Here is a 12,579-nt window from a genome sequence, read left to right as displayed (position 1 = left end):
TTTAGGATAAAAAGACGCTTCTTATCAAAAATGCAATCCGCCTGCGCTATTGGAAATAGACTGTCAGGATCTGCCGCCGCTCCAGTGTAGCCGCGTTTTCAGTACCTTGAAATAGGAGTGGGGTTCAAAGGAGAGCATTTTTACGCTGTGGCGGCTTTTTTGAATGTAGATTTTGTCACAGGTCGCCATATCAAACCCCTCCTGACCGTCCAGAGTTAGAATCATATCCTCGGGGCTGCCTTTCAGGCTGATTTCAACCCGGGTATGGTCCGGGATGAGCAACGGTCGGTTGGTCAAGGTAAAGGGACAGATTGGGGTAAGGATAATGGAGGGCACTTCGGGATAAACCACGGGGCCGCCTGCGGCCAGGGAATAGGCTGTGGAGCCCGTGGGCGTGGCCACAATCAGCCCATCAGCGCGATATGTGGTCAAATAGGTCTCATCCAGATAGACGGCGCATGAGGCAAGCCTTGACAGAGCCGCCTTATTGATGACCGCATCATTTAGCACATCTTCGTCCACGATGCACTGACCGTCCCGAACCACACGGATATTGAGGCGGCTACGCTCCTGGATAAAATAATCCCCTTTAAACACCGTATCAACCCTCTTGCAAAGAAGATCCTCCGTGGTTTCGGCAAGAAACCCAACCTCACCGAATTTGATACCCATCAGGGGAATGTTCGAGTCACCAATATATCGGGCCACACTTAAAAAGGTGCCGTCTCCGCCAAGCACAACAATGCAGATCAGATCGTCGGGGATGGGTGGCGGCGTCGGGGCCTGGGTGTCAATGATCAGGCATCTGTCCCCTATATGCCGGATCAATTCCCGGGCTTTGTTCTGGGCGTGGTCTTCATTTTTTATCACAAGTCCGATGCGCTGATTACTCACGTGTTTCCTCTTGTCTGTTTTGTTTTTTAATGTTCAGCCTCGGCCCAGTTCGCTCCGGCACCAAAGTTCACTTTTAAGGGTACTTTCAGGGGCGTAACGTTTTCCATAACCTGCTTTGCCATGGCCATGAGTTTATCTTTTTCCTGTTCCGGGGATTCAAAGATAATTTCATCGTGTACGGATAAAAGCATCTTTGATTCCATTTTTTCCGTTGCAAGGGCGGTCTGCATTTTGATCATGGCAAGCTTGATCAAATCCGCCGCACTGCCCTGAATAGGCGTGTTCACCGCAGCCCTCTGGGCAAAGTTTCGCAAATTGGCGTTGGATGAACGGATATCATCCAGCCTGCGTTTTCTGCCGAATAAAGTGGATACCTCACAGGTTTCCCGGGTCTGTTCGATGGTCTTGTCGATGAATGCTTTGACCCCTGCATAACGCTTGAAATAATTGTCAATATAGATGCTTGCCATTTTTCGGCTGATGCCCAACTCATTTGACAGGCGGAATGCGCTCATGCCATAGATGATGCCGAAGTTGATGGATTTGGCCTGGCTGCGCATTTCATCGGTGACAAGACCGGGCAGCACCTGGAAAACTTCCAACGCCGTACGGGTATGAATATCCTCGTCGTTTTGGAAAGATTCAATGAGAATGGGGTCCTTAGCGCAATGGGCTAAAAGCCGCAGTTCAATTTGGGAATAATCGGCGGAAATCAGGGTGCAGCCGTCCGCAGGGATAAAGGCCTGCCTGATTTTTTTCCCTTCGGGTTTGCGAATGGGAATGTTCTGCAGATTTGGGTTGGACGATGACAGGCGGCCGGTAACGGTTATGGTCTGGTTAAAGGAGGTATGGATGCGTCCGGTATCCGGGTGAACCAGTGAAGACAGGGCGTCCACATAGGTGGATTTCAGTTTGCCAAGGGTCCTGTACCGTAACAGTTTTTCAGGCATTTCATGGGTGTTGGCAAGTTGGGTGAGCACGTCGACATCCGTGGAATACCCGGTTTTTTTCCGGGTTTTTTTAACGGTTTTAAGTCCTAACTTTTCAAACAGAATCACCCCGAGTTGCTGGGGTGAATTGATGTTGAACTCTTCTCCGGCAAGTTCGTAAATTTTTTGTTCAAGGGTTTTCAGTTCTTCGGCAAACTCCAGGGACATTTGCCCAAGCACATCCGTATCCACACGAATTCCTGCCATCTCCATTTTTGCCAGAACGCAGATTAACGGCACTTCAATGGTTTCCATCAAAGGGGTGAGCCCTTTGTCCTCAATCTGTTTTTTCAATAGCCCATATGCCATAAAGGTCAGATCTGCGTCCTCTGCCGCATAGTCTGCGGCAAGGTCAAGGGGGACTTCCTGGAATCCGATCTGGTCTTTTCCCTTGCCGGTCACTTCTTCGTAGGAAATCATTTTGTGTCCGAAAAGATTCATGGCAATACGGTCCAGACCATGTCCCCGGGTGCCGGGATTGAGCAGGTGGGAGGCAATCATGGTGTCAAACACAATGCCTTTGATCTCAATGCCGTATCGGGCCAGAATAATGAAGTCATATTTGATGTTCTGACCCACCTTGGCGATGTCGGAATTTTCAAGCAACGGCTTGAAAATACGAAGGATCTCTTCTTTTTCCGGCATTTGTATTCCGCCTGTATTGGTGTGTCCCACCGGGATGTAAAACCCAGTATTGTCTTCATATGAAAAGGACAGGCCCACAAGATCCGCCCGCATGGGCTCAATGCCGGTGGTCTCTGTGTCAATGGCAAAAATCCCTTTTTTTTCAAGCGCTGCCACCAGATGTTCCATGTCGTCAACGGTGTGGACCATTTTATATGTTTTTGTGGATTTATCTGCTTTTTCAGAAAATTCTGAGGCAAGGGCTTTAAATTCAAATGACTGGAACAGTTCAAAGGCTTTGCGGGTGTCAAATTCCTGCAGTTGAAAATCGTTCAAGGACTGCCCGACATCCACATGCCGGTCAATGGTGGCAAGTTCCCGGCTTAAATCGACTATCTTTTTGGAAGCCGTCAGGTTTTCATGCAGTTTTTTCTTTTTTTTCAGCTGGCCCAGATTCTTATAAATACTGCTGATGGATCCGTATTCGACAATCAGTTTAACGGCGGTTTTGACGCCCACGCCTTTTACACCGGGGATGTTGTCTGAAGTGTCTCCGGCAAGGCCTAACACGTCAATGAACTGCTCGGGTTCGATACCCATTTGCTCTTTTACACCGGACCGGTCAGTGACGGTGTCCTTCATGGGATCCCACAGGGAACAGTCATCGGTGATCAACTGGATAAAGTCCTTGTCCCCTGTGACCATGACCACCTTGAATCCTTGCTTTTGGGCAATGCGGGCATAGGTACCCACAAGATCATCCGCTTCATATCCGGTTTTCTCGATAATAGGGATGTTCAACGCCTTGGTAACCGCTTTAATGTCCGGGATTTGAATGGCTAGTTCTTCGGGCATGGGCGGGCGGTTGGCTTTATATTCATCAAATATTTTATGGCGAAAGGTCGGGCCTTTGACATCAAAGAAGACGCCCGCGTATCGGGGTTGTTTGTCCTTAAGCAGTTTCAGCAGGATTCGGGTGAATCCGAATGTAGCATTGGTGGGATGCCCCTTTGACGTGGCCAGGCTGCGGATGGCATGAAAGGCCCGGTATACAAATGCGCTGCCGTCGATCAGGTAAATAGTGCTTGGTACAGCCATTATAACTTTCCTGAAAATTGTCTGTTGAATTATTATTTAATTAGCGGCATATATACTATCTTTTAAAGGAAAGGAGAAGTCTTATGTCCCAACAATCCCGGGCACGGGCTAAAGCCGGGAAGTCCCGGCGGCGGCAAAGCCGGTCAAAAATCTGTCATTGCTGCGGTGCTCAAGTCATGTTCTGCTGGCAGTGTCGGTGCGGATTTTCCATGTGTCAGTCCTGTATGTATGAAAACCAGTGGGGGATGACCTGCAACGGAATTACATGGGAATGCCCCGACTGCGGGGCCCAAAATGGGTATGGCAACCAATAGTGAAAGGAACAGAAACAGGAAGATGGTTGAAAAATTAAAAGTCGGCACATTGATATCCGGCGGTGGCACTAACTTGCAGGCCATTATTGATGCCTGCAACCAGGGGCGCATTGATGCTGAGATTGTTTTTACCGGATCAGACGTTGGTGGGGTGAAAGGTTTGGATCGGGCAAAAAAAGCAGGTATTCAAACGTTTGTGGTGGATTATGCCCGGATCATTGCCGATTGTCGCAACGTCCGGGATGTTGACAGCCTGCTTCCCAAAGATTTTGACCCCGAAGAAATTTTAAAAAAGCAGCGGTTGGTGGATGTTGAAAAGGATTATGAAAAAGCCCTGTTTTTCATAAAATCCAGGGTGATTGCCGAACGGCAGCTATTAGATAATATTGAATCCTATGATATGGATTTGCTGGTTCTGGCCGGGTTCATGCGTGTGTTTACCCCTTATTTCATTGACCGGATTAATACCAACGCCTCGGGTCATCGGATTATGAACATCCATCCAGCGTTGCTGCCTGCGTTCCCCGGAACCGACGGATACGGGGACACCTTCCGGTATGGGTGCAAAATTGGTGGATGCACGGTTCACTATGTTGATTACGGGGAAGACACAGGACCCATCATCGGCCAGAAGGCATTTGAAATAGTCGATGGTGATACCCTGGAAGATGTCAAGGTAAAAGGATTAAAGAAGGAGTGGGAACTGTACCCGGCCTGCATCCAGAAATTTGCCCAATCCCGCTGATGGCCCTAAGACAAAATTAGTCAGAGTCAAGAAAAGAATCCGCCATTTTTAAGGCGTCCATGTAAAAGGCGGGCAGTTTTTGAATCAGTTTAGAATCTTTGTCTGCCTGAAATCTGGTATGGTCCCACTGTCCCTGTTCGAAGCTTGTGATCAGGTCATTGAGCTGTCTGAACATGCGGTCTTTGCCTAAAAGCGCATCCTTGATTTTTTCAGATAGGGCAATTTTTTCAAGAATGTCTGCCATGGGCATATCCAAAATGGCATCCATGGTTGAAAACAGGCCCACAGTGAACAATTCTTCCGGCGTAAACCGGGTTTTAATCACATGAGCGCATTGTTCGCACATCCGGGCCTTGATCACCGAAAACCGGATAAGCTCGTTGGGTTTGTCCGGGTTTATACCCGAGACTACCACTACATTGATAAATTTTTTTAACTCCTGCAGGCCCAAAAATGTGATAGCATCCTTGATCGTATCTACGGCCGTGGGGCGCTTAAAATAGGCTGAATTGATAAAGGTCAAAAGCTTGAAAGAGATGGCCACATCATTTTTTATCATGGCCTCTATAACGTCTACAGCCGGCTCCTGCTTTGAAACCTCATTTAACAGTTTCAGGTTGGTGACCTGGTTGGCTGATAGGCCTTTATTGGATATGACTTCGGGTTTTGAAAAGAAATATCCCTGGAACAGATGGAACCCCATGGCTTTGGCCTGTTCAAACTCTTCGTGGGTTTCCACCTTTTCACACAACAGTGTAATATGCTTGAGTTCATTTCCTATGGAGTTAAAAATCGGGCCCAGGGTGTCCAGAGGTGTGGCCATGATGTCAAATTTTATCATGTCGCACAGCTGAATCATTTCACTAAATTTTTGATCATAAACAAAATCATCCAGGGCGATCCTGAATCCTTGGGATTTAAAAGACTTTAATGCGTCAATGATTTCAGGTTCAGGCTCAATATCTTCTAAAACCTCAATGATAATATGGTCTTTCGGGAAAAGAAGCGGTGTCTGTTTGAGCAGAAGATCCTGGGTAAAATTGATCAGTCCGGGTTTGCCGGAAAGGATGTCATTGAGTCCAAAGGAAAAAAACGTATTGGACAGTACACTGGATGTGGCTACAGATCCGTCGATATCTGGGAACACATTGTCCAGGCTGAGTCTGAATAGAAGTTCATAACCAAAAAGTTTTTTATCTGAAGTGAATACAGGCTGGCGTGCTACAAAAATATCCATTAGATCTCCAACTCCATCTCGCCTTATGTGAATGAACCCGTGCCTTTGTATTATTTTTTATATGCCGTTACGCTTAATAGAGAAACACCGCATTAACTCTGTGGGTGTTTTTAGAGTTCGATCATAATTTAATGATCTTTAATACGCAAACATATCTTGCTTTGAATATGAAATCAAGAAAAAGTAAGTAGTGGCCTATGTCCAAAGGGTGCATCCTATGCCTTTGCCATCAGTGATCTTAACCGTATCAGGATAGCAGCTTGATCATGAACGGCAGGGCTGTCATGGTGCCGATGGAGGAACCAAGATTGGTGAACACCACCACCAACAGAATCCTTGTGACATTATTCCGCCAGAATCCTTTTACAGACGTGATATCCTCGGGGATCGCCTCAAGGTCACGCACTTTGGGTTTGCGTGCAAACGCCTCCACAAGACCTGCCACCCAGCCTGCTGCAATCATGGGGTTCAGAGAGGTCAGCGGTGCGGCTATCACGGATGAAAAAATGGTGTAGGGATGGGCCAGGGCGATGAGTGCGCCGATGCCGGCAAAAATGCCATTGGCCAGTACCCAGATCCAGATCATGTCAGTCCCGGCGCCTTTGCCCCCCATGAGAAATCCGGCGATGAAAAGCATGACGATAAGGCCCGGGATAAGCCATTTTAATACCTTTCCCACTTTGCCGGGAGGGGGGAGTGTGTTGAGTGCGGCAATGTCTATGGGAGTGTTTTGTTCAATATATTCTAAAATTCCTGGTACATGGGCCGCACCCACCACCGCCACGATTTTGTCTCCCGGCGCACTTCGAATGCTTTGGGCCAGGAACTGGTCCCGTTCGTTGATCAGCACTTCTCCAATAATAGGGTGATCCTCTTTGATTTCCGAAAGCAGGGACTGCAGGATGTCCTGGTGCTTCATTTTTTCAATGTCTGTCTCTTCAATCTCATTGGACTGGCCAAATGAAAGCACCATGGAGAATATCAGTTTGGTTTTTTCCCAGAATCCCATACCCCGCCATATCCGGGAAAGGGTGGTCTGAATTTCTCTGTCGGCAGGAATAATGGCGGCACCTGTTTTTTCTGCGGCAGTAATGGCATTGATCATCTCCTGACCCGGTTTTATGCCAAATTTATCGGCTATTTTTTTTTGGAAAGCGGCCAGCAAAAGATTCATAAACAGCATCAGGGCTTTTTTTTCCTTGATGATTTTTACAATATCCATGTTTTGCCATCTGTCTTTATCCCGGATGGCCGAAAGACGGTTGCTGCAAAGTTCCACACATACGGTATCAGGCTGTTCGGATGCTATGGTGTCTGAAACTAGCTGGGCACTGTGCCGGGACACATGGGCTGTTCCGATGAGAATGATTTGTTTGCCGTCCCGCTCAAGAATATGGATGTCGTTATGGTCAATGGGGTTTTCACTCATTATGCAACGCTGCCTTTACGTTGAAAAGTTTAAATTAAGTTATTAAATTACTTTCATGTTTTGTTGTAGGTTGTGCCTAGTGTTGATAGACCAGGTCAGCCTATGGCTGTTAAAAAGAAAACTGTATTATAAACATTTAGAAACACATGGCAACACAAATTCAGGTCAAATATTGACCTTATCAAATGGTTCTGGTATTCAGCAATCTATGAAATCCGTTGACGAACACATACTCAGAGCCACCAAGGAAATTATAGTCAAGTTCATTGAGATGGGTCGATTGTCGCCTTCCAACGTCCATGAATCTTTTAAGGATGTTTACAAGACCGTCAATGACACCGTGAGGAAGAATCTGGATTCGCCCCAAGATGCCTCATCCGGTTCCCCGAAATTCTGAATCCCGCATGCTCGAGCAAGTGCTGGCCTCAGTTAAAACCGGTTTAAATAAAGGGTGGTCCGGTCTGATCTGGCTGGTTAAGATTCTTGTGCCTGTCTCCTTTGCGACAGCTTTAATTGTGCATTATCAGCTTTTGCACCACCTTGATTTTCTTTTACAACCCATGATGACCATGATCCATCTGCCGGCCTCTGCGGCCGTTGTGCTGGTTCTCGGTATTTTTACAGGGATTTACGGCACTGTGGCTGCCCTGTCTGTGATACCCTTTTCCATGGCGCACATGACCCTGATTGCCGTGTTTACCTTGATTTCCCACAACCTGATTCAGGAAAGTCTGGTCCAGGCCAACTCAGGGTTGCGGTTTTCAACGGCAGTTGTTTTCCGTCTGGTCATGTCCTTTATTGTCACCATGATCTGCGGGTGGATTATGGGGGTGGACGCCGGCAATGCCGGGCCGACTGGTGTGTCGGTTGTGCAGGCGGCGCCAGGTCCGCTCTCCGTTATGCTGATTGACTGGACCGCAGGCACGGCCTGGCTATGCTTAAAGATTTTGTGTATTATTATGCCGTTGATGGTGGTCATGGAACTGGCAAGAACCTTTCATATTATTGAAGCTGTGACACGGATGACAGCCCCTGTGTTAAGACTTCTGGGGTTGGACAAATCCTGTGCATTGCTCTGGATGACCGCAGCGGTCTTTGGCCTGGCTTATGGAGCTGCCGTCATCGTTGAAGAGACAAAAAATAATGCCCATGACCCGAAAGCCCTAACCCGGCTTCACCTGTCCATCGGAGTCAATCATGCCATGATTGAGGATCCAGCCTTATTTCTTTCTTTGGGGCTGCCAGCTCTCTGGCTGTGGATCCCCAGGCTTGTGGCTGCCATGGCCGCGGCCTGGCTTCACATGGGTTTTTCTTCGGCAAGGAGATTTTATGCTGCACGCCCTGGCCATAAAAAATTTTGCGATTATTGAGGATTTGCGTATTGAATTCGGTCCCGGCCTTTCCGTACTGACAGGGGAAACCGGGGCAGGAAAATCAATTATCATCCAGGCCGTAAACCTGCTTTTGGGATCTCGGGCTTCGGCGGATCTGGTGCGCACCGGAAAGGATCATGCCGAACTGGAAGCAGTGTTTGACATTGCCCCTGATTCCCATGCTGCCCGGCTCATGGCAGACCAGGATATGGATATTGACGACGGCCTGATCATCAGGCGGGTGGTGTCTGCTGAAGGAAAAAGTAAAATTTATATCAACGCCCGCCAGACCACCCTGGATTTTTTAAAACAGGTGACGGAGAATATCGCCGGTGTATCCAGTCAGCATGCCCATCAGGGGCTGCTTAAAGAAGATCAGCATCTGGATATCCTGGACGAATTTGCCCAGACCCTTGACCTGAGAAGAGATGTGGCAGGGTTGTATCGGCAGATTGTTCCTTTGAAAAAAGAGATCGCCAACCTAAAGGCCGGAAAGGAAAAGGCTGAAAAAGAACTGGAATTGCTCCAATTTCAGGTGGATGAGATTGAAACAGCCAGTATCCAGCCCGGAGAGGATGACGAACTGATTCAAAAACGTGGCCAGCTGCAGAATGCCGCGCAGATTTTTGAATCAGTAAACAGTGCAGTGCATAATTTATATGACCGGGAAGGCTCGGTGCTGGATCAGATTTCAGGCATGTCTGCCCGGTTTGGGCGGTTCTGCGATACCGATGAAAATCTGGGTGCCCTGGCCCGGCGCCTGGATGAAATATCCTATGAACTCCAGGACCTGGTGTCAGAGTTAAGATCCTTTGCCGCAGGTATCGATCTGGACCCCCAATCCCTGGACCAGGTGGACCGGCGTCTGGATCAGATCGTAAAACTTAAGCGGAAATATGGAGGCAGTATTGATACCATATTTGAGCAATATCGGAACATGTCAGAGCATTTGGCAGATATCCAGGGTCTTGAGGGGCGTATAGAACAGCTGGAACAGGAACAAAAGGGGCTGGTGGACCGGATTCGTCAAAAATCAAAGGCTCTGTCCATGCGGCGGCAGAACGAAGGCCTGGCCCTGGCCGGGCTGGCAAAAGCAGAGCTTGGTGCCCTTGACATGGGCCGAGCCAGTTTTGAGGTGGATTTTTCCACGGATCCAGGCGTTGACCCTGACGAGCTTGTAACTGCGGATAATGAAAAAATATTTGCCACAGGCATGGATCGGGTGCGGTTTTTGCTAACCCCAAATCCTGGAGAAGCCCCAAAGCCTTTGGCAAAAATAGCCTCGGGCGGGGAACTGTCCCGTATTGTCCTGGCGCTTAAAGCCGTGCTCTGTCGGGGTCAGTCCTTTGAGACCCTGATCTTTGATGAAGTGGATGCCGGTATTGGCGGTGCGACATCTGATAAGGTGGGGCTCAAACTTAAAGAACTGGGCAGGGTTCAACAGGTGATCTGCATTACCCATCTGGCCCAGATTGCCAGGTACGGCAACCATCAGTTCAGGATAACCAAACAGGTGTCCGGCGGCAGAACAGCTACCCGCATCACCTCCTTGACCTGTCAGGAAGACCGGGTAAAGGAGCTGGCCCGAATGATTGGCGGCAGCCGGATCACCGATGCTACCCTTGCCCATGCCAGGGAACTTCTTGATACGGCAGGCGAGTCTTGACAAACTCTATAACTGCTTATATTTGAAGAACTACTATTTAATTATAAGGAGTAAACATGCCGATATATGAATTTAAATGCAGCAAATGCGAAGAATTTTTTGAAGTGATTGTTATGGGGGCACAAGATGACAAGGAGGTGGTCTGCCCCAAATGTAACTCCAAGGAGTTCCAGCGGGTGGTTTCGGCTACCAACTATGCCATGGGTTCGTCAGGAAATGCTGCGGCCCAAGGCGTCCATACCCAGGAACGGACTTGTTCAAGCGGAACGTGTAAGACTTATACGGTTCCTGGGGGGTGATCCTTCGACGTAATCATGCCCAGGTTTGTTGAAATCATCGCTCACCGCGGGGCCAGAAGTCTGGCCCCGGAAAATACCTTGGCGGCTGCCCGTCTGGCACACAGACTGGGTGCTCATCGGTGGGAAACTGATGCCGTCCTGACCCGGGACGGGGAATTGGTGCTCTTTCACGATGAAACCCTGACCCGGTGCACCAATGCTGTCCAGGCGTTTGGATATGACCCCCAAGCACCTGAAAAAACATTCTGGCCCGGACCGAGCACCATAGACCGGCTGGACAGGCATACTCTTGTTGACTTGAAATTATTAGATGCAGGCAGCTGGTTTGAGCGGGATGACGCTTATTCAACTGTTTTTGGCATTGACGCACAGACCCTGGAAGGTTTTAAAGGGGAATGCATTCCTTCTTTGTACGACGGCCTTGTGTTAACCAAAGATCTTAACTGGTGTATCAATGTTGAGCTTAAAGACCATGGCAATGAACCGGAACTTAACTTTCATCCGGCCCGGTTACTGACTGAACTGGCACGGTCCGGTATCTCCCCTGATCAGGTGACCCTTTCCTCATTCAATTATGATTGGCTTAGATTTTTGCGGCAGCATGCCCCTGAATATGAGCTTCAGGCCCTGGTGGGGGCTCGGGATGACGAATCCTTAAATTTTAATGATCCTTTATTTATCAGTGCTGAATTTGAAGTGCTCAATATAAATGCTTTGCTGGTTACGCCTTCAGACATCAGACAGCTGAAAAGTGCAGGCAAGCGTATTAATCTGTTCACGGTAAATGAGCTCCACGATTACATGCGTTTTGTCGAGGCCGGTGTTGATGGCCTGTTTACGGATTTCCCCCAGCGTTTTATTTGATGGCGTCGTAAAATGAGTGAAAGGCCTCCACGGTTTTGTAAATATCATTTTTGGTAATATCCAGATGCGTGACCATCCGCAGATTTTCGGCACGGTCAATGAGGATAGCCTGGATTTCCATGTGGGTCGCCAAGCATTTTCCGCCATTTTGCTGCTTCCTTGTCTGCGATGGTAGCAAGCTTTTCTTCAAGCAGATTAACTGTCGGGTCCTCCTTGGATACATCATCACCCACAGAGGCATCCATCATGGCCTGTCGCATTTTATCTGTGGGGCGGGTTACCGTATCACTTCTTAAATCAATCAAGTTCATATCAATAATATTCTTTAAAATTTAAATTGTACCGGCGTATTTTGTCAGGAGTTTTAATCAAAACCTGCTTGCAGTTATATCTTAAACTTTTTTTGTATGTGTTGAATAGGCGGGTGATTTAACAGATTCTTATGATTTTACGAAGGGTTGTGTCCAAAGTTGCGAGTTGTGCTTTGGGGTAGTTCAAAGAAAAATTGAGATTTGATTAAAAAAAGGTTTGACATTGATTAGAAAATAAAGGATATTGCTCTGGCTTCACGGGAACGGCTCAACGGTTTCCGACAGAGTTTTTTTTTGAAGCGTAAGTTTGATCTTTGAAAATTGGTCAGTGAAGAAGAAAAGAGCGGGTCAATGACAATACGCTTTAGCTTAACAGCTTTGAGTGTAGACCTTAAAAAGTTTTAGTAAAGGATTATAACTGGAGAGTTTGATCCTGGCTCAGAATGAACGCTGGCGGCGTGCTTAACACATGCAAGTCGAACGAGAAAAGGATTGCTTGCAATCCTGAGTAGAGTGGCGCACGGGTGAGTAACACGTAGATAATCTGCCTTCAAACCTGGAATAACTATTCGAAAGGGTAGCTAATACCGGATAAAGTCGATTTACACAAGTGGATTGATGAAAGATTGCCTCTTCTTGAAAGCAATTGTTTGGGGATGAGTCTGCGGACCATTAGCTTGTTGGTGGGGTAAAGGCCTACCAAGGCAGCGATGGTTAGCTGGTCTGAGAGGATGAT

General features: G+C 47.8%; 13 protein-coding genes and 1 rRNA gene (1 of these 14 cut by a window edge). 8 read left to right on the top strand and 6 right to left on the bottom strand.

What is annotated here, in order from left to right; translation table 11 throughout:
• Positions 1 to 63: 63 nt before the first annotated feature.
• Both EYB58_RS02265 and polA read right to left on the bottom strand, forming a co-directional pair.
• Positions 64 to 894 (bottom strand): NAD(+)/NADH kinase, encoded by an 831-nt coding sequence (locus EYB58_RS02265; RefSeq protein ID WP_111960260.1) that lies wholly within the window; start codon positions 892 to 894, stop codon positions 64 to 66.
• Positions 895 to 920: 26 nt separating this feature from the next.
• The gene (gene polA, locus EYB58_RS02260) at positions 921 to 3,605 is read right to left on the bottom strand and encodes a DNA polymerase I (protein WP_111960258.1); all 2,685 of its coding nucleotides are present in this window, start codon (positions 3,603 to 3,605) and stop codon (positions 921 to 923) included.
• 83 nt (positions 3,606 to 3,688) lie between these two features.
• Between polA and EYB58_RS02255 the strand changes: the two genes are divergently transcribed.
• Positions 3,689 to 3,919, top strand: a complete 231-nt coding sequence (locus EYB58_RS02255; protein ID WP_111960256.1) for a hypothetical protein — start codon at positions 3,689 to 3,691, stop codon at positions 3,917 to 3,919.
• Between the two features lie 22 nt (positions 3,920 to 3,941).
• Positions 3,942 to 4,664 (top strand): phosphoribosylglycinamide formyltransferase, encoded by a 723-nt coding sequence (gene purN / locus EYB58_RS02250; protein ID WP_111960254.1) that lies wholly within the window; start codon positions 3,942 to 3,944, stop codon positions 4,662 to 4,664.
• Between the two features lie 16 nt (positions 4,665 to 4,680).
• On the opposite strand, the gene EYB58_RS02245 is transcribed toward purN, so the two are convergent.
• Both EYB58_RS02245 and EYB58_RS02240 read right to left on the bottom strand, forming a co-directional pair.
• On the bottom strand, positions 4,681 to 5,901 hold the full coding sequence (locus EYB58_RS02245; RefSeq protein ID WP_111960252.1) for an EAL and HDOD domain-containing protein: 1,221 nt from the start codon (positions 5,899 to 5,901) through the stop codon (positions 4,681 to 4,683).
• Positions 5,902 to 6,148: 247 nt separating this feature from the next.
• The gene (locus EYB58_RS02240) at positions 6,149 to 7,330 is read right to left on the bottom strand and encodes a TraB/GumN family protein (protein ID WP_111960250.1); all 1,182 of its coding nucleotides are present in this window, start codon (positions 7,328 to 7,330) and stop codon (positions 6,149 to 6,151) included.
• 208 nt (positions 7,331 to 7,538) lie between these two features.
• On the opposite strand from EYB58_RS02240, the gene EYB58_RS02235 reads away from it, so the two are divergent.
• From EYB58_RS02235 to EYB58_RS02215, 5 genes are read left to right on the top strand one after another with little or no spacing between them, the layout of a single operon-like run.
• The gene (locus EYB58_RS02235; RefSeq protein WP_111960268.1) at positions 7,539 to 7,727 is read left to right on the top strand and encodes a conjugal transfer protein TraB; all 189 of its coding nucleotides are present in this window, start codon (positions 7,539 to 7,541) and stop codon (positions 7,725 to 7,727) included.
• A complete protein-coding gene (locus EYB58_RS02230) occupies positions 7,699 to 8,700 on the top strand; it encodes an iron transporter (RefSeq protein ID WP_111960248.1) in 1,002 nt (333 codons plus the stop codon). Before EYB58_RS02235 ends, EYB58_RS02230 begins: the two co-directional genes overlap by 29 nt.
• Positions 8,660 to 10,369 (top strand): DNA repair protein RecN, encoded by a 1,710-nt coding sequence (gene recN / locus EYB58_RS02225; RefSeq protein WP_111960246.1) that lies wholly within the window; start codon positions 8,660 to 8,662, stop codon positions 10,367 to 10,369. The genes EYB58_RS02230 and recN overlap by 41 nt, the downstream gene beginning before the upstream one ends.
• 56 nt (positions 10,370 to 10,425) lie before the next feature.
• Positions 10,426 to 10,668, top strand: a complete 243-nt coding sequence (locus EYB58_RS02220; protein ID WP_111960244.1) for an FmdB family zinc ribbon protein — start codon at positions 10,426 to 10,428, stop codon at positions 10,666 to 10,668.
• Positions 10,669 to 10,683: 15 nt separating this feature from the next.
• Positions 10,684 to 11,532 carry a glycerophosphodiester phosphodiesterase gene (locus EYB58_RS02215; RefSeq protein WP_111960242.1) on the top strand — a complete coding sequence of 283 codons (849 nt, stop codon included), beginning with the start codon at positions 10,684 to 10,686 and terminating at the stop codon, positions 11,530 to 11,532.
• Here the strand turns inward: EYB58_RS02215 and EYB58_RS24360 are convergent.
• The gene (locus EYB58_RS24360; RefSeq protein WP_278186345.1) at positions 11,525 to 11,653 is read right to left on the bottom strand and encodes a hypothetical protein; all 129 of its coding nucleotides are present in this window, start codon (positions 11,651 to 11,653) and stop codon (positions 11,525 to 11,527) included. The genes EYB58_RS02215 and EYB58_RS24360 overlap by 8 nt on opposite strands.
• Complete coding sequence (locus EYB58_RS02210; protein WP_111960240.1) at positions 11,628 to 11,843, bottom strand: beta-eliminating lyase-related protein; 216 nt, start codon at positions 11,841 to 11,843, stop codon at positions 11,628 to 11,630. Before EYB58_RS02210 ends, EYB58_RS24360 begins: the two co-directional genes overlap by 26 nt.
• Positions 11,844 to 12,258: 415 nt before the next feature.
• On the opposite strand from EYB58_RS02210, the gene EYB58_RS02205 reads away from it, so the two are divergent.
• Positions 12,259 to 12,579, top strand: a 16S ribosomal RNA gene (locus tag EYB58_RS02205) (it continues 1,239 nt past the right edge of the window).

Origin of the sequence: Desulfobacter hydrogenophilus (assembly GCF_004319545.1) — a bacterium.
Lineage (GTDB): Bacteria > Desulfobacterota > Desulfobacteria > Desulfobacterales > Desulfobacteraceae > Desulfobacter > Desulfobacter hydrogenophilus.
The sequence above is the reverse complement of the archived record's forward strand: the minus strand, read 5'-3'. Positions and strand labels throughout refer to the sequence as shown.

Bases quoted from the DNA above. Each gene is read 5' to 3' on its own strand.
- EYB58_RS02240 (WP_111960250.1), bottom strand. From the start codon at position 7,330: ATGAGTGAAAACCCCATTGACCATAACGACATCCATATTCTTGAGCGG.
- EYB58_RS02230 (WP_111960248.1), top strand. From the start codon at position 7,699: ATGCCTCATCCGGTTCCCCGAAATTCTGAATCCCGCATGCTCGAGCAA.
- recN (WP_111960246.1), top strand. From the start codon at position 8,660: ATGCTGCACGCCCTGGCCATAAAAAATTTTGCGATTATTGAGGATTTG.
- polA (WP_111960258.1), bottom strand. From the start codon at position 3,605: ATGGCTGTACCAAGCACTATTTACCTGATCGACGGCAGCGCATTTGTA.
- purN (WP_111960254.1), top strand. From the start codon at position 3,942: ATGGTTGAAAAATTAAAAGTCGGCACATTGATATCCGGCGGTGGCACT.
- EYB58_RS02235 (WP_111960268.1), top strand. From the start codon at position 7,539: ATGAAATCCGTTGACGAACACATACTCAGAGCCACCAAGGAAATTATA.
- EYB58_RS24360 (WP_278186345.1), bottom strand. From the start codon at position 11,653: ATGGAAATCCAGGCTATCCTCATTGACCGTGCCGAAAATCTGCGGATG.
- EYB58_RS02220 (WP_111960244.1), top strand. From the start codon at position 10,426: ATGCCGATATATGAATTTAAATGCAGCAAATGCGAAGAATTTTTTGAA.
- EYB58_RS02215 (WP_111960242.1), top strand. From the start codon at position 10,684: ATGCCCAGGTTTGTTGAAATCATCGCTCACCGCGGGGCCAGAAGTCTG.
- EYB58_RS02255 (WP_111960256.1), top strand. From the start codon at position 3,689: ATGTCCCAACAATCCCGGGCACGGGCTAAAGCCGGGAAGTCCCGGCGG.
- EYB58_RS02245 (WP_111960252.1), bottom strand. From the start codon at position 5,901: ATGGATATTTTTGTAGCACGCCAGCCTGTATTCACTTCAGATAAAAAA.
- EYB58_RS02210 (WP_111960240.1), bottom strand. From the start codon at position 11,843: ATGAACTTGATTGATTTAAGAAGTGATACGGTAACCCGCCCCACAGAT.